Here is a 24,857-nt window from a genome sequence, read left to right as displayed (position 1 = left end):
AGTATGGTTTGATCTGGTGAAATTACTATAAGGTTTGCTATGTTTTTAATCAACATTAATTGTGATGCATCAAAAACTTGTTTGTCGGCGTACATGATAAGTAGGAAATGTACCGTATCCTTTAGCGAAAGGAATCTGTCCTACATAATCACAACTAAAATCCTGAACTCCTAGACTGCAAGCTAGTGCGGCAAAGGCTTGACTGCCATAAACTTTGCCAGGCGGAGTTATCGATTCAATTCTCGCGGCATAGCTGACATGAGTGCCAATATAACTAGTATCTTTAGTTACTGGGTTTACATATTGGTAAACTGGGCCAGCATGTAATGAGATCCGCAAATTCAGATTTTCCGGCAGACCTTTTTCTAACCAGTTGGGGTAAAAGTAGCCAAGACAGATTTTGCCGCCACGTAAAGCTTGAAAAGCTTGCCATGAAGGAGCTACAGAAATAAAATCCCTCTTTTCATCAAAAAACGGAGAAAACGCTTGTTTTGACAGTACCAATAAAAGTCTAAGTTATTTGGCACAGCATTTTGTCACGTAGCCACAAGGGTTTCAGGCTACAAAAATTAGAGGGGTTCAAATGGTACGGCTAAAAGTAGTGGCTCTAGTCTGCCAAATCCTAAATTTTAGGTAAAAGTTAATTTTTTTTCTGAAATATAGTCTGAGTAAGGTTTACAGACGACGCATGGCGGCAAAATGCGCCTTGGCTACTTTTACCCCATCTACTTGAAAAACTTGCTGTGGATGCTCAACAGTCTGTTGAGAAATTGCAGCAATATGTAGTAGCGCATAATATCCCCCAATATTAACGAAGACACCATAGGATTTAATTTTATGGATAGTGCCATCTACAAGTTGACCAAGCTTTAGTGTTTTTAACCTTGCTTTTGCTGAAGCACTATGATTATAAGGTGTTCGTCTTTCTATGAAGTTCTCACGCAGTCCATATTTTTTGTTTAACTCGATTCTTTGCTGAGAATACCAACTTGCATCAAATTCACCTAAAGCAATATCAATTGGTAAATTTTTGTATAAGCTGACAAGTGCGTAGGCTTCTGTGATTTGACCGTTAGCTGTTAAATTGGTAATCCATAACATTACATCATGTAGAATAACTAGCCATTGTTGTAAGGGCGTTAATTGGTTCCATACAGTTTCACGTCCGGTTTCACTAACCCTGCCACGTCCGCCCCGGTACATTGCTAAACGTGTTCGCCAATTTTGACCATCTATATTAGATGGTTTGAGCAAAGCTCCCCAATTTATATTGCTCAAATCATCAATGTATGACCATTGTGATGGTTGATACTCATCTTGAAGAAATTTGATAACTCCATCATAAAATGCCTTAATCAATTTATCAGACTCAATAGTTATTTTGAGGCGTGTTGTAGTGTCATGACTGCACATCCACGGGTCAATCTTCAATTCCACAACTGCATTACTCAAGGACTCAGCTATAAGCTCTACCCCATAACCTTCCTCATCAATGATCATTTTTGCGGGTAGTTGACAGTCTCGAATTTGCCCCAGCCAGATTGTGACTTGAACCATTAAATGAGCTTTTATCTCAAGATATGCTTCGCAAAGTTGGGTTTCATTTTATGGTTCACTATGTGATAACGAGTTTATTTTAATAATGATAATCACGTAGGGGGGTAGGAGGTGTTGTGCGAGCGTAGCTCGCACAACACCTCCTAGTTTGATTATCATTTTTATTTAATGAAAGAGCGAGGATAGCGATCGCCCACCAGAATTATCATAAATAGACTCAATTCCTATAAAAACAATGGTTCTGAATCATAATTAGAGCTTTGTGAACCATATCTTGGAATAAAAGTTGATAATTGTGCTGTTATTTGAGGGTTGCTTATTTAAAGTTTTGCCCACAAGTGTTTTTAAAACTTAGGCTCATATTATGGTGCAAAAAATCAACTCTAGCTCATTATTTAATGCAAAGTTTGATATCTGTTGTAGCTATAAAGCTTAATCTGGCGTTACTTGTGGCTTATTTTATGGTTCACAAGTTGGCTCATTTAATGATTCAAGTCACACAGATGTACAGTTCTTGATAAGGATTAAATGTAGATGATGTCCAAATTTGGGTGCAAACATGAGGAGCTTCTATGCGGAGCAAAATCGCTCCTCTAAGAATACCTTCATTTGAGAATTGCGTAAGGGTCACTCTCATTTATTCAAAGCGATATACCGCGATCGCTCACAGACAAACCCAATTTAGCACTACTAAAACCATACACAAGTTAATAAGTATTATTTTAAACATTCTGTTTTCTACATCTCTACCCCCGGCTTCGCAATAGAGATACACAGCATTGGCTTTCAAAATCATTGATAAGTCTCGGCTGTGACAAATAAAACTCAGAAATTCGGGGCGGGATTTTCTTACTTTTGGACAGTGGCAACGATGCTCCGCCTCGTCGGAGACGATCGCAATTTTCTCCAATAGCCCCGACTGAGCAACAAACCTGCTCAACCGCACCTACCCCAAACCCTTATCAAGCAAGGCTTATAAGAGAAATATCAGATTAATTTCTTACTTTTTTCTTACCTGACTTGATTATCATCAGTAAAACTATTACTAATTTAATTACGCATAGACTTTTACTTATGAATTAAAATCCCTTCCCTTAACAACAGACACTAGATTTATTTTGTAATTAATGTCACTAGGAATTACTGAGATGCGACGATTGTATGAAAATAGTCAATCTCTAGTTACAAATGTATTTTTGTAATTAATTACATTTGTAATAATGTTGTTTTGTATATTTGTAAATCTGTAATCTTGGAATTAAGTTTAATCTTAAATCAGTTGTGATTAATATTACTTAAAGTTACTGGCTTCAAAAGGCTGTAGAAAAATTTCCCATCTCTAGCTCCAGATGTAAATTTGTAATTAATTACTTTTGTAATAATGTTGTTTTGTGTATTTGTAAATTTGTAATTTAAGCGTTAAGCTTGATATTGCGACTTTTTGAAATTTGTCATAACGTAATGAATTACATTTTTACAAAAACACATTTATGAAAATTGCGATTTTGAACCAAAAGGGGGGCAGTGGCAAGACCACAGTATCCATCCATTTGGCTCATGCTTTTTCTATAAAGGGGTATCGAGTATTACTTGTTGATACTGACCCTCAAGGCTCAACCCGTGACTGGGCAGCAGCACGTAATGGTGAAGCTCCATTTAGCGTCATTGGTTTAGATCGTCCTATTTTGCACAAAGAGTTGCCCAAACTATCGCTTGGGTATGATTTTGTTTTTCTTGATGGTGCGCCAAGAGTTTCTGACTTAACCAGATCAGCAATCATGGCAGTGGATTTTGTGTTAGTTCCTGTACAACCATCTCCCCTAGATGTGTGGGCAGTGCATGAGGTAGTAGAACTGGTACAAGAGGCCACTATATATAAACCTGAGCTAACAGCAGCGTTTTTGATCAACAGAAAAATAGTGAACACTGCTCTTGGCCGAGAGGTGACGGAAGTTTTGGAGGAATACCCCTTTCCAGTGCTGAAAGCACAGATAAGTCAAAGGGTCGCATTTGCCGAGTGTTTGAATATTGGGAGTACGGTTTTGGAAACTGCCCCCAAAAGTGCTGCAAGTGATGAAGTACGAGCAGTTGTTAAGGAAATATTAGAAGCAACAGAGGAAGCGAATCATGACAGAAACTAAAAAATCACAAAAATTAAGTTTAAAGCCAAGTGTTCAGAAAACATCTGTTCCTGAAGAAGCAGCAGCATGGGTAGAAAGTCGCAATGGTGCTGAAGTGCCTAGCACTATAGTTACTGAAGAAGTTAACAACGGTAAAAGCAAGCGCGTTACTTTTGAAGTCACCGAAGCACAGCACCAGGAGATTAAAATCCGCGCTACCCAAAAGGGCATGACTATTAAGGAGTATATGATTGCTCTAGTTGAGTCGGAGTTAAAGAGATAATGTAATTAATTACTTTATTACATTTGTATCTAATTACATTATTACATTGTTACAACTGTAACTCAGACTGAAAACCCTGCTTACTGTGTTGAAATATGAATGCTCACAAGATAGAAGTTGTTTTAACTGAAGATGGAACTCTGACGCTACAGGGTTTACCCTTTCACGCTGGGGATGCGGTGGAAGTGATTATTCTCGAAACAAAAACTCCACAGCATCAAGCCCAACATTTACCCCAATCAGGTACAAATTCTTATCCTTTGCACAACACACAGCCATACCGTTATGACGACCCCACAGAACCCGTCGCTTTAGAGGACTGGGAAGTTTTGCAATGATTGTACTTGATACTCATATTTGGGTTTGGTGGGTTCAGAACGATTCACGACTGAACCAACAACAGCGACAATGGCTACAAGATTACGAACCGGACGGTTTAGGAGTCAGCATTCTTTCATGCTGGGAAGTAGCCAAATTGGTAGAGAAAAATAGATTAATTTTACCTTTGGCTATTGATAAATGGTTAGAAGTTGCTTTAGCTTATCCTGGTGTACAACTGTTAAATTTGTCCCTGCCGGTTGTAATTGATTCAACTCAATTAAGCGGCTTCCATAGCGACCCGTTTGACCAACTTATTGTGGCTACAGCGAGATTTTATAATTGTCCTTTATTAACGGTGGATGCGAAAATTCTTAACTATCCTGATGTGCAAACGCTCAAGTAGTGTTAGTCGCCTTATCAATTGGAAAGCACATAACGTCTAAATAACTATTAACTAATGTCCTAAAAATATGGATAGCACCACCCTACGGCAACTTGTTTGGAAACCTGAAGAGAGCGCAAAGCTTGACTTTAAGATTGAACTGTACAAAATTTATGAACCTAAACCTACAACTCAGTCTGATATTCAGGAATGGGTGAAGGCCAAAGAGCAACAATGGGCAGAGTTGATCAAAGATGTTATTGCACTTGCTAATGGTAATACTGGAACTGCTGCACAAACAGGATATCTTGTTGTAGGTGCTGATGATAAGTTGAAAGCCGACGGTACTCCAACTCTACGTGATGTTGGAAATGCAATACCTACACGAAAAGAGATTCTTCAGAAAATAAATTCGTATTGCCAACCCCGACTTCCTGATATTCAATGTGAAGAAGTTGTAGTAGATGGCATAAAATTATTCGTTGTTTCCATTCCACCATCTCCTTATTTACATAGGCTCTCTAAACAATTGAAAACGCCTAAAAAAGAATATTCTCCATATACAGTTCTCATTCGTCGTGGAGATGGAGAAGAAACATACGAAGCCTCTCCGAAAGAGCAAATAGCCATTGAAAAAGAGAAACAATCAATTCAGTTTGTGACTCATATTAAAGCTAGAAAACGTTTAATAATTACTTTGTTTGCTGCTCTAACCGGAGGACTTATATTTTTTGGAATTATCTCAAACTATATAAATCAAACCTCTGATAGTATCCAAGTTAGCTCAGTCAAAACGGTTGGAGATAGTAAAACAGAAATTCGTGAGTTTGGTGGTGGGCAAGGAATTATCTCAGTCTATTGGGAAGTATATTTATCTAATCTAGGAAATCGTGACTTATCTGTAATCAATTACAAGGTTATTCAAGTAGGAAAAGATTTTCCAGCAAATTGGTATACAGGTATGGATCAAGGTTTATATCTACTTGAAAATGGAGAAACTAAAAGATTAGAATTACCTATAAATATTCAATCGGGAAGCACACAAAAAATTTTCGTACGACTCGGATTAATGATGACTCCAGAAGTATCTAAGCTAGTAAAAGAAAAATTTGTAACCTCGTCAAATTCTGATGTTACTCTTAAAACTATCTGGCGTTTTTTATATACAAAAGGGACTGATTTTTATGGCAATAAAGTAACAACAGAAGTTGTAGATAGTAATGGAAAAATCATATCAAGATTTCCTAGTATAGAAGATGTACGTGAACAAACATTTCTCATTTATTTTACAACTTCACGTAGGAAATCTATAGAGAAATTGTTATCTTGGTATAAATTTGGTGGTGCTTATGATCCAAATCGATACCGATAGTGCGCTCGTCATAAATCTATAATAAACTCTAGTAATTAATTTCTTACCAAAGATTGCCATAGACAAGAAGCAGTAAGGTATTTAAGAGGCAATGCAGCCTAGCTTTATTACCCGGTCGAGGCTTATTGCTGAATTCGGGTATTATTACGAGATATTTATAACTCAAAAAACAAATTGCTTAGAATATGTTAACTAGACAAAAAATAACTGAAAATAACTTTAATAAAATTAAAATAGCAGCAATAATGAAAATTTTAGAGATAAGCCTTAAAATTGGATAAAATTTTTCTTAATTATAGTAGGAATAAATAAATCATATAATATTACGAATTATTGCCTTTTTAATACTTTCATCTGTTCAGAACAAATAGTTGGCCATAATAAATCATCGTTCTCATCAAACCAGCAGATGTTGATTTCTCTGTCTTTGCATAAATATTCTGTTATCCAAGGGATAGAATCAGGACTTTCTGGTAATACGAGGCACAGAGAAATGTGGTTATCGTTAATTACAGACTTATAACGATACCTGTATTCGTAAAGTTGACTAAGCCCCTTTCTAATCTGTTCTAATAAGTTTTCTCCTCCGCTTTTCATTTCAAAAATAAATGAGCCATCGGATGGGATTTTTGCAAACAGATCAATATGGTCGTTTTCTTTAGGTTGTGCGCCGATATTTCGTAACCAATAATCCATCTTATCAATTAATTCTTTGTGTAATAAATTTCGGCGTTGTCTCTTAATTTTTGTTATTTCAGGATCTGCCATCTCACGCTTACGATCATACGGTTTCACAGGCGACAATGAAGATGTTCTATCTCTAAAAGGATATATTTCCGCAACTGGCTGTACTATCATTTCAGTTTTTCTAAGTGTAACAGGTTCAAGCATCATAATTGATTCAAGTGCTTTATCGTCTGTTAGCACCTCAACAATCTGAGATGGTAAAACTCTTACCCCATCAAAGTAATTTCCCCATGCACCGCTAGAAATTACATCTTCAATGTCTCTAGCAGTAATGCAGTTATCAAAAGCGTTAAGTTGAGTTTTGATACTGCATATTGCATCTAATCGTCTTATCAACTGTTCGCGATCAGCCTCGTTTACGCTATCCCTAAGTTGAATGCAACGTTTAACATCGAACATTTCAGTATGTCGTAAGATATGAAATCTGCTTTCAAATTTGTTAGGAACTAAAGCCTTTCCTTGTCGAATACTATCTAATGCTACTATAACGTTTTCAATATCCGGCAAAGCTTTTCGGTTGACCATTGGAGAATTCGCTAATCCAAATATTTCTTTAAAGGTTACATTAGCACTAAAAATTTCGACATCGCGTAATTTAGCATCTGCCTTCAATGCAACTGATATAAGTCGTACAGGTGAAAAATGAATACCTTGTTCTATAAATCCTAATGTTCGATCTCTTGTATTAGCTTGAATTCGGAGATTGTTAGAGTAGCTTGTGTAAGCCGCTCCCATTGCATTTGGATATTGGAACAAAGGCAGTTGAAGGCGAAGAAACGAGGCAACATCAGGCTCCTCTCTTAACAAAAATCGTTTTGTTGTCTCACTAACTCTAACTACCCATCCAGATGCTGATCTCTCAAGGAAGTAAAGCCCTAAGTACGCTGGATAAGCACTTATTTCATCACGAAACTTTGATACATCTAACCTACCACCTTGTGTTAAAGGTAATGCAGACACTGCTTGTGTTAGGTAAGATGCGCGTGGACTAATACGCTGTAGACGGCTTTCAAACGCAAAACGGTCATAAAGCTGTCCATCAAATTCACCAAATATTGCAGCCAACTCCGCTAATTTATCAGGCCAATCATCGCCGCTTGAATGTATTTTATGGCTGAACAAATCAATAATCATGAGCTATCATTTTTTATTTATTCTTGAAGATAACCAAGCCCTAATATGTCTATAAAATCCTCATAGCTCTTTTGTTTAGTTTCCTCAAAAATATGCACACGTAGATGCTCTGCAAGGAGTGCAGCAAAAAGAGGAGGAACCGCATTTCCGACTTGCCTAATAACGTGCCGTCCAGTACCATAAAATTCCCACCAATCTGGAAAAGTCTGCATACGCGCTGATTCACGCGGCGTTACTTCTCTGGGAACGAATGGATGAATATGACCTTTACCACCACCTTTGTCAGAACCAACAATTATCGTAAAGCTTGGACGCTCTGGATGTAATTTATTTATTCTTGTTTTTGGATCGCGCTCTCCAAATTTTAAGTTTTCATAGCGTGAGACAATCCTTGGACTATGTTTTCTTCCGATGTGATTAGGAACTTTACTGAACGTTCCTGGCTCAGGCAAATATCGAAGTGCTTCCCTAACAGTGCGGTAATTCTTAAGCCCTAATAATGGTTCATTACCATGCGTTGGAAGCATTGGGGGAACAAGTGACCCATTTTTTGCACCTATAATAAACACTCGTTCGCGGAATTGGGGGATTCCATATTCAGCCATTTGATAATTATGCGTAGATATGGCGTATGTATCGTTTATTGTTAATTCTCTGAGTATTTCTTCAAATAACTTTCCATCATGAATAGATTTTAAGCCAGGTACATTTTCAAAAACAAATGCTTTTGGTTTGATTTCTTGAATAATTTTTAGATATTCCCATACTAAATTACCTCGTGGATCATCTAACCCTTGACGACGACCAAATATAGAGAATGCTTGACATGGTGGGCCACCTAAAACAATATCGATTTCGCTATTAGAAAGCTCTGCATTTGTTAGTAAATATTCTGCTGAAATTTCTGTTATATCAGCCGTTATTGAGTGCGCGTGGTTGTAAAATACTTTTCTTCCATTGTTGAGTATTAGTGTTTTGCAAGAGAATGGATCTATGTCTGTAGAGCATCCAACTCTAAATCCTGCTGCTGAAAAGCCTAAATCTAATCCTCCCCCTCCAGAGAACAGAGATAGTGCCATCAATTCTTTTGTGCCAGCATTAACTTGATTCTCTATTGTTGCTATTTCTATAATTCTTGGAGAATTTAATTTTTTTTCTAATACGACCGGTTCGTAACTCATTTTGCTCCTTTTACTAAATATAAAAATGCTTGCATTAACGCACATTTTTTAGATAAGAACTGTATCAACTAACTAAGTAAAAAGCCTTATCTGTATTAGCTTGTACACTTTATCTTGATTATCGTCTAGCTGTAAACTTTTTTTAAAGTTAAAATATTCATTAATAATACCCATAAGCTTATAGCTGATTTTTTATACCATTAACTGCGCCTCGTGTTGAAGCTGTAAAAACAGTTTATGAATTGCAGACTGATTATAGTTTACAGATGTAGCTTTTGTTGTTATAGATCACTCTCCCGCCGACAAAAGGCGATCGCCCTTACTGGCTCAATACCTATTGTGTAGACTCCAGTATGGAAATGTCGGTATAGCTGCCTTTTCCGCCAACGAGAGCGATCGCACTTTTGGCTCATTGGTGACTCAATACCTTACCGTTGGTGCATTTAGGAAGATGTCGTCATACTCCCATAAACCGCCAACCAGGGCGATCGCACTTTTGGCTAATTGGTGGCTCAATGGTTTACAGTCTCGACTATCACGCCGATGTCGTGATAGATCACTTTCCTGCCTGACAACGGCGATCGTGCTTTTGGCTAATCTGAGATTGAATGCCTTACATTCGGTGCATTTCGGGAGATGTCGTCATATTCCCATTTCCCGACATTTACCCCACTACCTCTTCCCCTAACGGGGACTATTCGCATCAATTTCTAGCTTTTCATCGAGTTTTAGTTCTACACCAGTTCTACCCACAGGTGACAGCATCGCCAAGCTGGCGGCTGCCCCTAACACCTGCTGATCCGATACTTCCAGGTATCTCTGTAACTGTTCTAGGTTGCGATGCCCACTAATTTCTTGAATTACCCTGAGTGGGATACCTGCATTACTCATCTGCGTTAGGGCTGTACGCCTGAAGCTGTGCGTCGATACGCCGATTATCCCTACTTGTTTGCAAGCTCCGCGCAGTATCCTAGCGGCTGAGTCTTCGCATAGGTGTCCATCACTGCGACCGGGGAATAAGTAGGGATTACCTGCTAGTGGGTAGTAGTTGGTTAGTATTTGGCGCAGGTCTTCAATTACTGGGATTGTGCGTGTGGCCAGTTTGCCTTTAGTGTTCGCTTTTCTAATAATTAGCTGGGGTCTGACTAACCCAAGGGGTGTGTAGATGTCTTCTGTTAACAGGGTGCAGGCTTCCCGAATGCGGCAGGCACTAAACAGACACACGCCAAATAAAGTTCTGTCCCGGTCATTGTCTAAACCGTGACTGAAGATTAGCTGTATCTCTTGCTGTGTCAGAACCTTGGCGCGACCGTGCCGATTGATTTTCATCCTGAGACTGTAAACCCTGTGATCCACAGCCTACAACGATTTGACACAACAATCTCGTTCTTAACTCTGAGTTTTCGGACGTAATCTCGCCATGTATTGAATTGGTTTTAGCTCGAACTGAGACAACATTTCACTTCCGCTCCAACGGTGTCCTTTTGGACTGTTAAGTGCTGAAGTTACAACCCACAGCACAAAATTAGGATTTTTATTTGCCTGATTAACCTCGTTAGCGGTAATTATAAAAGCTGGTTCGTTTCCAGAAACACCCTTTATTTCAACATTTTCAACTAAGGATTTGTTAGTACAGATTAAGTCGTAGCCTACTTTATCTCTTTCAACAGATTCAATATTCCAGCCATTATACTGTTTCCGTACAAAATCAACTGCGGCTTTCTCAACTTCTTTGTTTTTTTGATAATTGCCAAAACTAACACCCAGAAAACTTGCTTCTTCTTGCTGTTTGGCTATAGTTATGTCTTTAATCCTTTCAATTTTATTGCTACTATCTGAGATGTTTGAAGATTCTAATTCATTGGAGTTTTTATCAGATTTTATTTCTTCTGTTTCAGATATTTTTTTAGTAATTTGCTTCTTGAGTAGACTTTCACACGTTTTCAAAGCATTAACAGCTTTGGAATAGCGAGGCTGAATAAGAAGAGCCTGGTTGTATGCCTCAATAGCAGCTTGATAGTTCATCTTATCCTTGTGAGCCTGCCCTCTGTCGCAGAAAGTATCAACTAAACGCTTACCATACCCTTTTCTCGAAAGAATCATCGAGTGTTCTTCCCAAGCAGAATCTAAATCTTCACAAAATCTTGCAATAAACTCACATCCTCCCTGCATAAATGTGAAATTAGCTCCCCTGAACTGAGGCATATATCTTAATTTTTCCTGTTCCAAGGGCTGATCAAAATTAACAACAGAATCTATATGAAGAAGTACCATGAAACTGTTTCCATAGAAGCTATTTAAATAGGCTTCACTTAGATGCTTATATTCACCTTGTTTTCTTAGTTGGTATCCTTCAGGTGCAGCAACAACTTTACCAGCAGCAAAAAAACCATGCGGTCTATTACCTGTTCGTTTAAGGTAAGCTCTATCTCCAATTTTAATCTTGGTACTATTTCCACAACTCCACGGAGTATCGTAAAATTCTCCAGAAGCAATTTGTTCCTTTGCGTCCTCTATCTGGTCACGGATGTCAATTTCGGTATCTTCATTGCAGAGAAAGATGAACGTTGCCATTTTTGAGAAATATAAATTTTGGTGTTGACTGTTTTCAGCTTCACCTTTATGGTCTTACTAAGACATCGGTAATTACATCACAAATGAATAGAGCGTATGCAAATGGGGCATGGGTTGTCATTGCCCGTAGGTTATGTAGCTTCTGTAACACTACCCCAACATAGTTAGCCACGTTATTCTCTCCTGAATAAATGGGGACAGACTGATTAAACAGTTTTTTCTAATTACATCGGCTCACACAAGCCTCAAAGGTAAGAATCCACTTGTTTACCTTGAGTTGACCATTTTTCATCTAGAAGGCGACAAGCGACATAAACAACATTTTGGGGATTGCGCTTATGTCCTCCTTTCATACCCCAGCAACGGACAGTGTAATCACTTTCATAACCCAGGACAAGTGCAAGCTCACTATAAGTTAATTGCCACTTTTTCTTAAACTCAATAGGGTGCATATTATTCAGCTATTTCAATAGATTAATTAACAGTGCAAAGCAGACATTTGACAGACACCAAGTGTCTGCGGTGTGTCCGTGGTGGTGTCTGGAGATGTCTATGCTGTATAAGGGTTTGGCGTTTTAGTGTCTGTGGTGTCTGGTGTCCGATGTCCACGAAAAAAGGGAGGTTTTGGGAGCAGACACCAGCCACAAAGAGCAGTCAAATTTGATTGAGCTTGATAACACCCTCGCCTATCCAGTCTGCTAAATTAGCCCCAACAATTTCATACATCCAGCCCTTAATTTGCTCTACAGTGAATCTTTCACCGTTGACTTTAAAGTTACTTTTAAACTCCCTAACATCAGCCTCTACTCGTTCAGTTCTGGTGAGATATTCATATAACTTTTGCGCCATTGATGAGAGTTTTTTAGGTGGATTTTGGGTGTCACCTGCCTGCTCACCAATATTGATTTCTAGTTCATAAATCCGTTCCAATGTGGCTTTATCAATGGGTGGATTCGCGTAAAATTCTGTTGGCACAGTCTGACTAAAATCAGATATTTTGGCTGTCATATTGGGCAGTTCAACTAATATCCATTCGTTAGAACTATCGAGTTTTACCTTGGCTTTACCAGTTGATTTAGGCTGTAATGTAATTGGATCTACCTGTGCCAAACATTCAACTTGAAGCATTTTAGAAACGAGATTATGCAAACTCTTAATGCCGAACAAACACGCCTGAGTATTGTTGTGAGATACCACTGTCAGGGGCATTTCTTGCTTGCGGCTTTTGGTTAGTGCTAGCTTGCCGAACTTTGACAGTAGTTCCTCATTTTTAATGAAATCGCCGTAGGTGGTTGCTTCCTCACAAATTAGGGCTGTTGCTTTGCCTTCAGACCAAAGTTTCTGTCGCCATTGCTCCTCACTCAAGGATGAATTGTTAAAGGTTTTTAACCGTTGTTCCAATTCCTCAACGTATTCGCGGATTTGTTGTTCAATATCCTCCCACGAGTGATAACTTTCAACCCCTCGCCATTCTGCTTTATTACTGTCAGGGTCAAGGACAATAACTCGGTAGCCTGCCTCTTTTTTCTGTTTAGCGACATAACGAGCCAGCCAAGATTTACCGCCCCCCTGGTTGCCCCAAATTAAAGCAGTTTGTTTGATGAGGTTTTGCACCCATGCGGTGTTACTGTTGGGTGGGATAACTGGCTGCTGTGCTTGTTCGGTTACAGTTCCAGGTGTGCCATGTGGTAGCTGTGCGGTTGGCTGTTGTTGTGGCTCAAACTTAGAAAAACTTGCCCCACCATCAAGTAAATGCCCAAAGTCAAAATAATCATCAGCCGACATCGCCATGAGTAGGGCTATCTGCTGCTGTGGGGTAATACTGGCTATAAACTGTTGTCTAGCCTCAGCGATTTTAATACCACGCAAGTATTTCAGCAGTTCGTTACCAGACAGGTCTAACAATTGCTCACCAAGTTTTACACTGTAAGACGCTTTCACACCCTCAAATTGTTTAGTAGCACGGTAGTGGGGTCTAATGTCGCTGAGATAATCCTTGGCTTTAGAAGTTAAAAACAGACCAATTCCCCCCAACAACATCGCCCCTATGCCAAAGTGAATCTTAAACGGGTTATCGGCTGGTAATTCTCTAAATACGTACAAGCTTTCATGCTGGAGAAATGCCCACTCGTTATAGTTGGGGTTACTGGTGCGGTACTGATTAGCCTTTAGATAGGGTTCGGGAATTTGCGATCGCTGTTCATATCGGCAATACTTATTACCTAAAAGTAATCGCTCTGTGTCTCCCTCTGCTTCTAGTGGTGCATCGTGTATCCTGGCTGATTTTGGGTAAAAACATATTTCTTTCTTGGCTATCCCATCCCCTAAATGTCCTACTACAACACAAGTCACCGCACCTACTACCGATGCCATCATTAGGAGATTTAGACGCAGTGGCAGACTATAACGACGCTGATTAAGTTCTGATGGTTTTACGTCTTTCATTTCTTACGCCAGTAGAAATATAGGAGAACAGAAACAACTGCGGCTAACCCAAGAAATAACCCGTAATTAGTTTCTTTGGGTTTCTCGATACCTTCATAGACTTTTACCTGCTCAGTCACGGTAGAAAAACTGTTACGGGCTATTGTGTCCATGTCTTGGGCATCGCCTGTTAACTTCCATGAACTAGCTGCCAGTGTTGCACTGCGAATTACACCAATGCCAAATTTTTGGCGATCGCTGATTTGGGGAATGATGCTGTGGTGAAATCTTAAGTAGCAGAGGGTAGCCGCCAAGGATGCGCCAACGGGTAAGCCAGCAATCACGGCGGGGAATAGTCCAACGCTGCCTGCAAGGTATAGATATTGAGTTGATGTGATTTGCAATCCTGCTAGGAATGCACCTTGGGCAATGCCTTGAGTTATGGTGATACTGCTGTCAGTTTCAGCAATCGCCTGCTGTACCTGCTCCGAGTCGTACTGTTCACCGTCTACAGGCTGTATATTCTCGTCTACAATCTCTGCATCAAAATAGACAGGTGTTTTCTGATGGTTAGTTAGCATAGGGACACCTTTTAGAAGACTCACCCCAGGTAAGAAACCTGGGGATTTACTTGTTAGTCAATCAACCGTCTGAAGAAACCTTTGGCACGATTAACAGCGTTAGAACCGTGTCTGTGAATGTCTTTTAAGGTTTCTTTGGCTCGGTCTGTGGGTGAAAGTCCTTGTTGCTTGTCCTTTACCTGTTGCCAAAGTTGAGTTTGTGCCTTGGTTGCATCAATCTCAATGGTTCTGAGCGTGGCACGGTGCGATTCACCCAATAAGTTAAGTGTCCTAGAGTGTCGAAACTGTTCTTGGGCTAGTTGGTTGTCAGATGCAATCACTTTTTGCTGTAGGCCATAACCTAAACGCGCATCACTGACCCTGACTTGTGACCAACCATCAGCCATTTTGTTGATAGTTGTACCGGCGGCGGTGAGAAACTGGGTTTCTTCTGCCATGACTGTTTCAGTTGCTTTTAACCCTTGGCTGAGATTACCGAATACGGCTTTGGCGTTTTGGGCGCGTTGAGTTTGTTGGATGCGGAAGTCTGCCACCTGCGCTGCTGCTGTTTCATTTCCGTCTAGGGCTTGAAATATGGTTTCTTGGTTAATGCCACTAAGGGAATGTAAGGCAGCGTATGTAATGGGTGCATCAAGTTTGAGTTTTACGGTTCGGTTCATCACTCCCACGCTCCTAGTTCTTCCAATCTGGTGAAGATGTTGCCAGCTTTGTCTCTAGTTGCGTCATCAGCAATATTATTTAGTGCTGTTGAATCGCCTTCCCCAAGTCTCCAAATCGTTTCGTCTGGCAGTTCTGCCCCAAAATTCCCTAAAAACTGACCGTGAGTTAGAGGGTTTGGTGTTTCGTCAATCGTTTCAAACTGGTCATAGATTCCAGTTTGTAGATATGGCAGTGCTTCTCGAATGATTTGTTGCTGCTCTGGTGTTCTGCCTAAATCTGGTTGGTATGGATCATCATTGGCCACAATTTGCGCTGCCTCTTGTGCCAAATCTGTTGGGCATCCTCTTTGGGTTAGTACGTCCAATGCGGCGATAAATAGATTCTCGTTGTTCATCTTGCTAAAATCCTTGTAGTGTGTGTATTCGATGCACTGGTGGGCGACCGCAGTAGTTTCTCAGGCTGTGCGATCGCTCTCCCATCACTGAAAAAAACCTTCTCTGGACGTGTCCACAACACAGGCTGTTGCTTCCCATCCCAGCACATTGAGAAATTGCGTAACGTCGCCAATTGTGACATCTGCATCAATTTGCAGTGCTAAAAATTGGGGATGTTGCCGAATTTGGGTGAGTAATTCTTGAGCTTGTGTAATTAATTCTGGTAGCGGTTGAGTTTTCATATTCACCTCAGAAAATTGATAGCTGTAGTGATTCTTGGCTGAGTACAGAACTCTTTGTAGTCACTCCTTCTACCTCATAACAACGAGTAGTTAAAGCTTTATGATTCAGCTTCAAATCTGCTTTTCTTCGCTGTCCTGCTAGTGGTCGAAAAATGAATTGTGGTGCTTGGATTGTGCCTGTTTTATAGCGGTACTGGTACAGCGTTCTTTCAATCTGATAAACTTTCGTAGACGATAACCAAGTGCTGTCATGAACTCTACTTAAGTTATTCATTGCTACCTCTTAAAGACTTCACCAAGGTATCGCCATAGTTAACTAACAGGATGGTAAATAACTGTGAGTATGTGTTGATTCCTGTTTGTTCAATGATTTCTTTTGCTAGTGGTAAATGCTTTTCGTCCAGGACTACGCGCGTTTGACTCATAACTTCAGACTCCTAACTAATGTCTGTCCTTTCGGTTTTTCTATGTTTGGTTCTGGGTTTGATGCTTGTGGAATGGGATTGCTATCTTTAACCCCTGTTGCTGGTGGTTGGGGTGAAAAATTAACGCTGTTGCCTGTTAAATATTCACTAATCAACAAATTGGTGGCAGATGTGGCGTTAATTCCCCTTTCTGTTGCATATTGGGACACCCATTGAATATGCCGTTCATCTAGTCTGACTTTGAGTTGAAATGTCCCAGTTTGGGGCTGATAGGCAAGATTTAAGTTCCATTGATGCTTAATGGCATCCAACAGGAGATTTACGGTGTCACTCAGTTTGGAATAGTTGAGTGCAGTTCTGATTCCCTCGACTTTGGCGGCTACTTGCACCGCTAACCGTACTTGCATTTCTCACATAGCCAACAGTGCTTGAATGTTTGATAGATGGGGGTCAACTGGAATATAAAACCCTGGTTTGGCACTCAATTTATGACGTACTAAGTTGGCACATCCACCAATGAGCATGATGTTGGTGACATCTGCCAGATAATCATTTGCAGCTGTGGTTATGCTATCCATTAGCGCGTTAAACCAGTTTTCTAACAGCCCTGGAAAGACAGAACTAAAATCATACTTGCGTCCGTAGGTTAAAGAGCCGTCAGCTATGGAATCCATCATCTTTGCTACTTTAAAGGCGACGTTATCGCGCTTGGCGTAACTCTGCATTAAGTCGGAGTTGATGATGTCGTTAGCTAGGGAAACACCACCGACTTTGGGAATGGAACGACGGGTGAGGACTTCACCGTTGGGAGTCATGACACAATAGTTGGTCGTACCTCCGCCAATGTCGATGGCGAGTGTGTCTCCTTCTATATCCAGGAAACCTTTTTTGTACCCGTTGACGACTGCTACATCAGTTTCTAGGTAAAATTCAATGTTTTTGATTTTGTGTCTGTAGGTTCTGCCATTGACTGTGACTTGATGTTCTGCAATCAATGTTTGGCGGATTGTATCTTCATCCCATTGATTACGCTCTGGTACTAAGAATCTGACAGTTCCCTCAAAGTCAAGTCTTAGGCCTGCTAGGGTGAAAGGTTTGACGAATTCTGGTAATTGCTTGCCTCGCTCGGCGGCGGTTTGGGGGTTTTTCTGTTTGGTGGCTCGTTCTCCCAGGACTAATACTTTGTTGTCTAGTTTGACGCTGGGGGAATCATCTGTTTCTATGTCCCTAGCACTGGTATAGGTGACATCTTGAAATACTGAGCGAATGACGCGAGGCTTTTCACCTTTGAGGGCGGTGATGCTGGTGAAGTTGCCAATATCTGCAAAGTAAATGTTGTACACTTGCTTTCTCCTATGAAACTAGATATTGCTGTTAATACTTTCTGTCTCTTGTTCTGTAGGCACAGCCACAGCTAACATTTGCATTCCATTAGCAGGCATTAAAACACCTGCAAATATCTGTCTGTGTTCGTAACAGATTTTGTCCATCAATTCGGAAAGATGAACACTGGAGACAGCATTCTCAGAAATCCCAAGTACCCTTGGAGCTTGAGATTTTAAATACTGTTCTAAACTTGCAGGTATACGAACTCTGGAATTTTCTGCCATTATTTCGCTCCCTTGCTTTTGGAGTTTTAGCGGGTATCGCAGGTGCAATCACTTTTCATTCCCTTAGTTTTGCCCTATGTCCGGTTCTGTCCCGCTTGCTGTATTTCAATCTAACCCACAAACCCACAAACCCACAAATGACTTAGTAAAACTTTACGAAACCTTGGAACTAGGTTGATAACTCACAGCTAGCCCATTTTTTTAAGTTAGATAAACTGGTAAATAACGTATTTATAAGGGTTTGGGAGAAATCAGCTTTTTGGCTAGTAGTAAGTGGTGAAACAATACCCTAGATTAATTCGCAATGCTTGGCGATCACAATCTGGTACAAATGCTATAACCCTGATTCTTTCGTTCCATATTTTCCCAACCGTCTAGAAAATGAGCGAACCGAGAGTTATAAAGTGGGTAAATAGGTGAATCCATTTGTGGGCTTAGATTTTAATTTATGGCGAATGAGAGTAAAGACAAGATTTTTTTTCGTACCAGGATTGATGCGGTAATACACAAGCGATTTAAAAAACTGTGTGTGGATGAAGACGTAACTATGGAATCTGTGGTAAACAAGCTGATTGAAGACTGGGTTAAGCACAAGGAAGCAGAGTCTGAAAAAAAATAGTACGTCTGTGGGTTTGTGGGCCAATAGAGCTATAATGTGTCAAACATTACCCACAAACCCACATAACTTTTACGTCATGAAACTTCTATTTATGATCTTTAATCCCTGGAATTTGAGCCAATAAATGCCAAGAAGTCTGCGAGCGGCAAACTCACAGACTTTGACTCAAATTATTCATTTGATTTCACTTGCAATTTGTGGATTCGGTGCGACCAACACCTACCACGCGACCACCCCGCCAGGAAAGACAGAGTGTAAGACCCCCACTGAAGAAGAATCAAGTGGAGACTTTCTTTGATTATAAGTGTCTATCAATTTATTTCCAACAGATGAGAAGAAAAAAATAGGCATGAAGGCAAAGAGCGAAACCACTTGATTCTTAACCATCTACCGCACAAGTTACGTCAACTGTTCCGTAGATAAAAGTTGAACCACAGTCTTTTCTGAGCGAGGGCAATCTCACCCCAGCTTGGAGAAGGGAATTGAAAAATTTATCAAGTGTTCTACCATCTGCTCAAAACCTACTGCTAGTCGAGAGCATCGAGGAGTTTACCAGCCGAATTGAGACAGAATTTATTGTTGGGTCAGGGATCGCCCCTAGTCTCTACACAGAAAACATCCGCATCATCTCCGACCTAGAAATTGGTGCAGGTGGGGATGTCGCCACCCCCATACACGATGCCCTCAACTGGAAATACACCCGATTTGGGCATCAGGCCAAACCCACACTGCACGCAGCTCTACTGCATAACGAAGACAGCAGCCCTTGGCAAGCCAAACTCAGCACCCCCAGGACTGACCCGAATAAAGGCAAGATTCAAAAATACGAAACCCCAATTGGCAACGGCTCACGCGCCTATCTCCCCACCATTAACCGAGAAACTAGACGCTTAATTGCCCAACGCTACAACGTAGAAGTCCCACCGGCTGGCGAAAGTTTCTGGCAGTGGCTAGAACTGCACCCAGAAATCCCCATCATCATTACAGAAGGTGGTAAAAAATCCCTATGCCTGTTATCCCAAGGATACGTCGCCATTGCCCTTTACGGCATTAACGGCGGCTACCGCAGCAAAGATTCACTAGGCAACCCCATCTCACCCCACCTCATCCCAGACATAGCCAAATTTGCTGTCAAAGGTAGACACCTGACCCTAGCCTTTGACCAGGACACCAACCCCGCCACCCAAAAACGAGTTAACGCCGCCACATACCGCTTTAGCCGCTTACTGATGAAAGCAGGCAGCAAAGTTAATATCGCCATCTGGAACGGTCAAAAAGGGCTGTGTAAAGGCGTGGATGATTTAATCGTCAACTCTGGGATTACAGCCTGGGAGACAGCCTTAAACCAAGCCCTACCCCTAGCACACTGGCAACTGTGGCAACGCTTAGAAAATCGTTTAACCTACGAACCCGCCTTACAACTAACCACAGCTGACCTATCCACCCTGGAAATCAAAGATTTACCCCAACAGGGAATTATTGGCATCGACTCCAACAAGGGGACAGGTAAAACTAAATTTATCGCCAAAACTACAGCTAAATCTCAAAAAGTCTTATCTGCCAGTCACAGAATTGCACTGTCACAAAATTTATGTGCCAGGGCTAACTTAGATTACCGTGGTGATTTAGATAAATTTAACGGCAATTTTATCAAAGGCGCAGCCTACACCCTAAGAATCGGTTTCTGTGTTGATTCCCTATTAGCCATTGACCCCCAAAAATTTGCAGGCTGTGACTTAATCATTGATGAAATTGTTCAGGTAGTGCGTCACTTACTCACCTCTAGCACCTGCGATCGCAATGGCAAACGCCCCGCATTACTAGCCAGATTTGCGGAATTAATTAGAGTCTCCCGCCGGATAATTGTGGCTGACGCTGATTTAAACAACCAGACCCTAGACTACATTAAAGAACTGCGGGGCGATGACACCCCCATTTTCTTAATTCGCAACGACTACCAACCCGAACCCTACCATGTCACATTGATCCAAGCCAAAGATAAATCAGCAATTATTAACAATTTAATTGCCGATGCCCGTCAACTACAGCCGGGTAAAACACTGTATGTCACCACCGATAGTAAAGCCACCAGTAAGACCACAGCGCGACTGTTACAAAAAGCCATTCCAGGAATCCGCATTTTACTAATTAACTCAGAAACGAGTGGCAATACCGTAGAAAAACGGTTCATGAAAACACCCGACCCTGTAATTGCTCAAGGATTATATGACGTAATTATTTGTACTCCCACCATGGCCACGGGAGTCAGCATTGAACTGAAAGATTTTATCGCCAAAGTCTATGGAATTTTCACCGGCGCATCCTCTACTGACGCGGATATGTCCCAATCCTTAATTCGGGTACGAGATAATGTAGAGCGCGTGGTTTGGTGTAACGAACGTGGTACAAATTACTGTAAAGTTTCTCGTTCCAGCAATTATCTCGAAATTAAAAACCAATTACAACAAAGAACTGATGCCACCGTTAGCTTAATTCGCTCCAACCTCAGACCTGACATGGTTGAAGAAATTACTAATTACAACTGGCACGATAACCCCCATGTTAATCTCTATGCGCGGATTAGTGCCGAGCAGAATTATTCGATGATGAATCTGAGGGATGCACTATTAATTCGCCTCAAACACGAAGGACATCATATCAAAATTGATTACCAACAATCCCAGTCCTCAGTCAACGTATTGTTAAAAGAAGCCAAAGAAGAAATTCAGATAACTGAAGCACAAGCGATAGTAGCCGCCGCCGATTTAACTTATGCAGAAGTGGCACTTTTGGAATCGCAAGAAAGCGTTTCCCCAGAAGATGCACTCGCAGTCACCAAATTTTATCTCAAAGATTTTTACTGTTTAGACGAGCTAACCATAGAAGATGTGCTTTGGGATAAAAACGGCCAACGCCGGGGAGAATTGCTTAACTTAGAGGCGCAATTAAACCCAGATTTAGCCCTGGATAGAACAGCCAAATCGTTAGAAAAACAAGCGAGTTGGAATCAAGGTGTTTGCCCTTGGGATATTTCCGGTACAGCACTGCGGCGAAAAATCCGAGAAGCGTTAGGGTTAAACGATTTTTTAGACCCCAATAAAGAATGGACGAAAGCTGACCTTAAACCATACGCTGATAAAATTCGGCAATATGCCCCAGAAATTAACCTGTATCTCAACCGTACCATCAGCGACAAAATGAGTGATACGCAGGTTGTACATCAACTGCTTTCACAGTTAGGTATCAAAATGGCATTCCGTTGGTCGAGGTTTGAGCCGGGTTTTGAGAAGCAAAAAATTAAGGTCTACCGACTTGATACTGAGGTTTGGCATAGCCTGATGTCTACTTTACATCGACGAGCCACACGACGCGAAAGACTTGCTGATACTGGAGATGTTTCTGGATCTGGTATGCCTTTTAATACTAAAAATCAGCTAGGAGATCCAACACCACACCAGCCCAAATCTCTTGCAGAACAACTAATTGGATGTGTAGTGACAGTGGGAGGAACTAACACCCAATTCCTAGTACAAAGCTTGACTCTAGACTCTAGAGCTAGGTGCAATAGTTTGACTGATAAGACTGTGGTTTTTCTACCTATAGCTGACCTAATCCCAGTAGATGGGATGTGAAATCAACTGGAAATTCCACATCAATAACACATCAAATAGTTGTTTAGCAGCTAAAATCAGTCCCCAATTGTGGAACTGAATGTTCAGGCTATGGGTAAAAATATATTCCTAATATATTTATATATTTATATAGATAACTCCCTTGATAAATATCTTATTGCCTGCAATCAAGGGAGCAGATAAGTTAACTTATCTTCTACGATTACGGTCAGTACCAAGACGACGTTCAACCCGTTGTAACTTGGTATTAGTCCAACCAGTACGCTCCCAAATAGCTTGCAGATAATTCTCTACATTGTCAGAGATTTTCATCGGCATAAATTGATTCCAAATAAAGAAAATCGACATAGTAGATAAAGCAGTAAACAGTCCAACCCAGAAATATTTACTTATAGGTTCAGAGCGAAAAACCTCTTTTTCGATGGTGATGGGTTTGGGACTGGGAGTCATCTTCAATTCTTGGATTGTTCCGTTCAACTTCTCGATGTGAGCGACTATTATTTTCCAAGCTGTCTTTAATTCTTTTATCTCGCTCCTCAGCCCTTTGAACTCTACGTTCTCTAACATGGGCGACAACGTGGGAGTATTCTGTAATTGCGTCATGAAGAGAGTTAATTGCTGCATCAAATCGGCGTTGTTCTGCTCTAACGCGTTCGAGGAGAGATTCTGAGTTTTCAATTGTTCCGTCAACATCTCGATAGTCACCATAGCCTTGCTGAGAAGTTGATTCTGAATCAGATTGGTTTGCGCCCATGCTTGTAACTCCGCCCTATCGCGTTCCCGTTCAGTTTTTTGTGATTGCTTAAAACTTTCAAACTCTTTATATAATCTGCCCAGTGCCGTTTTAACTTCACCCAGTTCACTGGCATCTACAGAATTACTAATTGAGTCACTCTGATGACTAGATTTACCATTGCCGTTGCCATTATTCATAAGTTACACACCAAAATAAATCATTGAGATTCGGTGTAATGTATGGCGTAGAGGATGGACTAAACCAATTCGCTGCTTTTCGCAATTAAGAAACTTGAATACAGCAGAACTTTTGTGATTTGTATCTGTTGTTATCTTTTAGAGAATTGGTGTAAAACTCCTACCCTAGACCCCAGACTTTACCCATGAGCATGATTATTCACCAGCTTTCTTTTGAACCCGACGAGAAGTAGAAGCAGTTACTTTAGCCTGAGTAGAGCCAGTTACCTTTTTCTGAGTAGAAGCCTGAGCTTTTGGGGAAGCAGTTGACTCAACCGTTGTTTTATTACTCTCTTCTTTCTGCAAACCCAAATAAACCCCAGCCTTCTCTAACTCCGGTTTAGCCTGATCTAAAAACCCACTCACCAGTAAATAATCACCAAAAGGAAAACCATTCTCCTCAGTAGCAGCCGAATAAGGCAGACCTTTTTCAGTCAACGTGTCAAAAGTCGAGTAGTCTAGCTCTGGCATCTCTATTTCTATACCTTGAAGTTCAGCTATAGCAGCCGAAGTTTTGCTATTCTCCCAGCGCAGAAAACCTAAACCCTTATCCCAACAGAGATTTTTCACCACCACATAATCACTCTGATTACCGCAGAACTCCATCATGGCTTTTAAACTGGTAATCACCGAATAACCAAGATTTAATACAGTCACCAGCGTTACCCGATAACCCAAGTCACCAGCAATCTTGAATAGCCCAAACTTACTGATAATTTCCCTAGTTTTATTGCTAGATGCCCCCGGCATATCTACGATGATTGAGTCTGGTGATTCCGCTTTAATTTCCGTAAAAAAGCGTTTAGCCTCAGCCACCTCCAGGAAGTTTAACAGCCTGACACCATGACCAAAATTTTGATAATAGTCATACAGTTCTGGGTTTTCAGTATCAGCATCATAAGCCAGATAATTAATTCCCTTAGAGTGCATTACATCCAATAACAACCGAGTAAAAGCCGTCTTACCAGTACCACCCTTACCACCGAGAATCATCACAATACGTTTCATAAATCACTCCTATCAGTGACATTGAATTGTCCATGTTCCTTAGCTGCTGCTTTCCTTCTCTTAGGAGTTTGAGATGATGAATCAGAAGATTGTTCACTCTTTTCTGGCAACGAACTAGACGAGGTATCAGCATCTACTGGCGAAACAGTATCACCAGTGAAAGCTGACTCAGAAGTTAAGTTACTCTCTGACTCATCAGGTAATTCCCCATCAGAAGAAACCGAAGAATCATCACCTTGTTGATGAGCAGCAGTTGCCAAAGACTTTTTGTGAAAACTTTTAATACTGCTAGCAGCTAGCTCAACACCATGCCCTTTAAACACCTCAGCAACATCCTCATAGGAATAACCAGCATCCAACATATCTTGAATAGGTTTAGCCAAACTTTTGACCAAATTCTCAAGACTAATAGTTTTAGGAGTAGCAGCCTTTTGTTTAAGAGAGGCTTGAATATCGTCGATTTTGGATAGAGGAACAGCTTTAGGTTTGCGGGGCATAGACAGCAGTAGAAGTAACAAATTATTCAGATTGTAAAAAATCCCAGAGCCAAAAAACTTTAAGAATCGTGTTTCAATGTGA

The 24,857-nt window shown here is 40.7% G+C and carries 28 protein-coding genes; 8 read left to right on the top strand and 20 right to left on the bottom strand.

Going from position 1 to position 24,857, the window contains the following annotated elements; translation table 11 throughout:
• Positions 1–69 precede the first annotated feature (69 nt).
• Together HGR01_RS41425 and HGR01_RS41420 are read right to left on the bottom strand one after the other, a co-directional pair.
• The gene (locus tag HGR01_RS41425) at positions 70–504 is read right to left on the bottom strand and encodes an adenylate/guanylate cyclase domain-containing protein (protein ID WP_264267988.1); all 435 of its coding nucleotides are present in this window, start codon (positions 502–504) and stop codon (positions 70–72) included.
• A 171-nt stretch (positions 505–675) separates the two neighbouring features.
• Positions 676–1,557 (bottom strand): S1 RNA-binding domain-containing protein, encoded by an 882-nt coding sequence (locus HGR01_RS41420; RefSeq protein ID WP_264267987.1) that lies wholly within the window; start codon positions 1,555–1,557, stop codon positions 676–678.
• 1,490 nt (positions 1,558–3,047) lie between these two features.
• On the opposite strand from HGR01_RS41420, the gene parA reads away from it, so the two are divergent.
• The 5 genes from parA (at position 3,048) to HGR01_RS41395 (ending at position 6,035) form a co-directional block, all read left to right on the top strand.
• Positions 3,048–3,698 carry a ParA family partition ATPase gene (parA, locus tag HGR01_RS41415; RefSeq protein WP_264267986.1) on the top strand — a complete coding sequence of 217 codons (651 nt, stop codon included), beginning with the start codon at positions 3,048–3,050 and terminating at the stop codon, positions 3,696–3,698.
• On the top strand, positions 3,685–3,960 hold the full coding sequence (locus HGR01_RS41410; protein WP_264267985.1) for a plasmid partition protein ParG: 276 nt from the start codon (positions 3,685–3,687) through the stop codon (positions 3,958–3,960). Before parA ends, HGR01_RS41410 begins: the two co-directional genes overlap by 14 nt.
• Positions 3,961–4,055: 95 nt before the next feature.
• On the top strand, positions 4,056–4,298 hold the full coding sequence (locus tag HGR01_RS41405) for a hypothetical protein (protein ID WP_264267984.1): 243 nt from the start codon (positions 4,056–4,058) through the stop codon (positions 4,296–4,298).
• On the top strand, positions 4,295–4,684 hold the full coding sequence (locus tag HGR01_RS41400; RefSeq protein ID WP_264267983.1) for a type II toxin-antitoxin system VapC family toxin: 390 nt from the start codon (positions 4,295–4,297) through the stop codon (positions 4,682–4,684). The genes HGR01_RS41405 and HGR01_RS41400 overlap by 4 nt, the downstream gene beginning before the upstream one ends.
• 67 nt (positions 4,685–4,751) lie before the next feature.
• Positions 4,752–6,035, top strand: coding sequence for a helix-turn-helix domain-containing protein (locus HGR01_RS41395; RefSeq protein ID WP_264267982.1), 1,284 nt, complete (start codon positions 4,752–4,754; stop codon positions 6,033–6,035).
• 330 nt (positions 6,036–6,365) lie between these two features.
• Here HGR01_RS41395 and HGR01_RS41390 read toward each other — a convergent pair whose 3' ends face one another.
• Positions 6,366–7,916, bottom strand: a complete 1,551-nt coding sequence (locus tag HGR01_RS41390) for a hypothetical protein (protein WP_264267981.1) — start codon at positions 7,914–7,916, stop codon at positions 6,366–6,368.
• A gap of 17 nt (positions 7,917–7,933) precedes the next feature.
• Complete coding sequence (locus HGR01_RS41385; protein WP_264267980.1) at positions 7,934–9,097, bottom strand: DNA cytosine methyltransferase; 1,164 nt, start codon at positions 9,095–9,097, stop codon at positions 7,934–7,936.
• 337 nt (positions 9,098–9,434) lie between these two features.
• On the opposite strand from HGR01_RS41385, the gene HGR01_RS41380 reads away from it, so the two are divergent.
• Positions 9,435–9,785 (top strand): hypothetical protein, encoded by a 351-nt coding sequence (locus HGR01_RS41380; protein ID WP_264268010.1) that lies wholly within the window; start codon positions 9,435–9,437, stop codon positions 9,783–9,785.
• Here HGR01_RS41380 and HGR01_RS41375 read toward each other — a convergent pair.
• The 13 genes from HGR01_RS41375 to HGR01_RS41315 form a co-directional block, all read right to left on the bottom strand.
• Positions 9,782–10,426, bottom strand: a complete 645-nt coding sequence (locus tag HGR01_RS41375) for a tyrosine-type recombinase/integrase (protein ID WP_264268009.1) — start codon at positions 10,424–10,426, stop codon at positions 9,782–9,784. The two genes, HGR01_RS41380 and HGR01_RS41375, sit on opposite strands and share 4 nt — an antisense overlap.
• 60 nt (positions 10,427–10,486) lie before the next feature.
• Entirely contained in the window at positions 10,487–11,671 is a 1,185-nt protein-coding gene (locus HGR01_RS41370) for a protein NO VEIN domain-containing protein (protein WP_264268008.1), read from the bottom strand.
• A 46-nt stretch (positions 11,672–11,717) separates the two neighbouring features.
• A complete protein-coding gene (locus HGR01_RS41365; RefSeq protein WP_264268007.1) occupies positions 11,718–11,843 on the bottom strand; it encodes a hypothetical protein in 126 nt (41 codons plus the stop codon).
• Between the two features lie 482 nt (positions 11,844–12,325).
• Positions 12,326–14,116 (bottom strand): hypothetical protein, encoded by a 1,791-nt coding sequence (locus HGR01_RS41360; protein WP_264268006.1) that lies wholly within the window; start codon positions 14,114–14,116, stop codon positions 12,326–12,328.
• Positions 14,113–14,676 carry a hypothetical protein gene (locus tag HGR01_RS41355; RefSeq protein WP_264268005.1) on the bottom strand — a complete coding sequence of 188 codons (564 nt, stop codon included), beginning with the start codon at positions 14,674–14,676 and terminating at the stop codon, positions 14,113–14,115. The genes HGR01_RS41360 and HGR01_RS41355 overlap by 4 nt, the downstream gene beginning before the upstream one ends.
• 53 nt (positions 14,677–14,729) lie before the next feature.
• The gene (locus tag HGR01_RS41350) at positions 14,730–15,335 is read right to left on the bottom strand and encodes a hypothetical protein (protein ID WP_264268004.1); all 606 of its coding nucleotides are present in this window, start codon (positions 15,333–15,335) and stop codon (positions 14,730–14,732) included.
• Positions 15,335–15,730 carry a hypothetical protein gene (locus HGR01_RS41345; protein ID WP_264268003.1) on the bottom strand — a complete coding sequence of 132 codons (396 nt, stop codon included), beginning with the start codon at positions 15,728–15,730 and terminating at the stop codon, positions 15,335–15,337. Before HGR01_RS41345 ends, HGR01_RS41350 begins: the two co-directional genes overlap by 1 nt.
• An 84-nt stretch (positions 15,731–15,814) precedes the next feature.
• A complete protein-coding gene (locus HGR01_RS41340; RefSeq protein ID WP_264268002.1) occupies positions 15,815–16,012 on the bottom strand; it encodes a hypothetical protein in 198 nt (65 codons plus the stop codon).
• Positions 16,013–16,019: 7 nt separating this feature from the next.
• Positions 16,020–16,286: a hypothetical protein gene (locus HGR01_RS41335; protein WP_264268001.1), complete on the bottom strand. Its 267-nt coding sequence runs from the start codon at positions 16,284–16,286 to the stop codon at positions 16,020–16,022.
• Complete coding sequence (locus HGR01_RS41330; protein ID WP_264268000.1) at positions 16,279–16,437, bottom strand: hypothetical protein; 159 nt, start codon at positions 16,435–16,437, stop codon at positions 16,279–16,281. Before HGR01_RS41330 ends, HGR01_RS41335 begins: the two co-directional genes overlap by 8 nt.
• Positions 16,434–16,844, bottom strand: coding sequence for a hypothetical protein (locus tag HGR01_RS41325; RefSeq protein ID WP_264267999.1), 411 nt, complete (start codon positions 16,842–16,844; stop codon positions 16,434–16,436). Before HGR01_RS41325 ends, HGR01_RS41330 begins: the two co-directional genes overlap by 4 nt.
• Positions 16,845–16,847: 3 nt before the next feature.
• The gene (locus HGR01_RS41320) at positions 16,848–17,780 is read right to left on the bottom strand and encodes a ParM/StbA family protein (protein ID WP_264267998.1); all 933 of its coding nucleotides are present in this window, start codon (positions 17,778–17,780) and stop codon (positions 16,848–16,850) included.
• A gap of 18 nt (positions 17,781–17,798) precedes the next feature.
• Positions 17,799–18,047 (bottom strand): hypothetical protein, encoded by a 249-nt coding sequence (locus HGR01_RS41315; RefSeq protein WP_264267997.1) that lies wholly within the window; start codon positions 18,045–18,047, stop codon positions 17,799–17,801.
• A gap of 448 nt (positions 18,048–18,495) precedes the next feature.
• Between HGR01_RS41315 and HGR01_RS41310 the strand changes: the two genes are divergently transcribed.
• A complete protein-coding gene (locus HGR01_RS41310) occupies positions 18,496–18,666 on the top strand; it encodes a plasmid partition protein ParG (protein WP_157943351.1) in 171 nt (56 codons plus the stop codon).
• Positions 18,667–19,148: 482 nt separating this feature from the next.
• Positions 19,149–22,298 carry a plasmid replication protein, CyRepA1 family gene (locus tag HGR01_RS41305; RefSeq protein ID WP_264267996.1) on the top strand — a complete coding sequence of 1,050 codons (3,150 nt, stop codon included), beginning with the start codon at positions 19,149–19,151 and terminating at the stop codon, positions 22,296–22,298.
• Positions 22,299–22,487: 189 nt separating this feature from the next.
• Here HGR01_RS41305 and HGR01_RS41300 read toward each other — a convergent pair whose 3' ends face one another.
• The 3 genes from HGR01_RS41300 to HGR01_RS41290 all read right to left on the bottom strand — a co-directional run bounded on the left by HGR01_RS41300 (position 22,488) and on the right by HGR01_RS41290 (position 24,775).
• Positions 22,488–23,231, bottom strand: coding sequence for a hypothetical protein (locus HGR01_RS41300; RefSeq protein ID WP_264267995.1), 744 nt, complete (start codon positions 23,229–23,231; stop codon positions 22,488–22,490).
• 195 nt (positions 23,232–23,426) lie between these two features.
• On the bottom strand, positions 23,427–24,278 hold the full coding sequence (locus HGR01_RS41295) for a hypothetical protein (protein ID WP_264267994.1): 852 nt from the start codon (positions 24,276–24,278) through the stop codon (positions 23,427–23,429).
• The gene (locus HGR01_RS41290; RefSeq protein WP_264267993.1) at positions 24,275–24,775 is read right to left on the bottom strand and encodes a hypothetical protein; all 501 of its coding nucleotides are present in this window, start codon (positions 24,773–24,775) and stop codon (positions 24,275–24,277) included. Before HGR01_RS41290 ends, HGR01_RS41295 begins: the two co-directional genes overlap by 4 nt.
• Positions 24,776–24,857 lie beyond the last annotated feature (82 nt).

Origin of the sequence: Tolypothrix sp. PCC 7712 (assembly GCF_025860405.1) — a bacterium.
Classification (GTDB): Bacteria; Cyanobacteriota; Cyanobacteriia; order Cyanobacteriales; family Nostocaceae; genus Aulosira; species Aulosira diplosiphon.
This window is presented reverse-complemented; position numbering and strand designations above follow the sequence as displayed.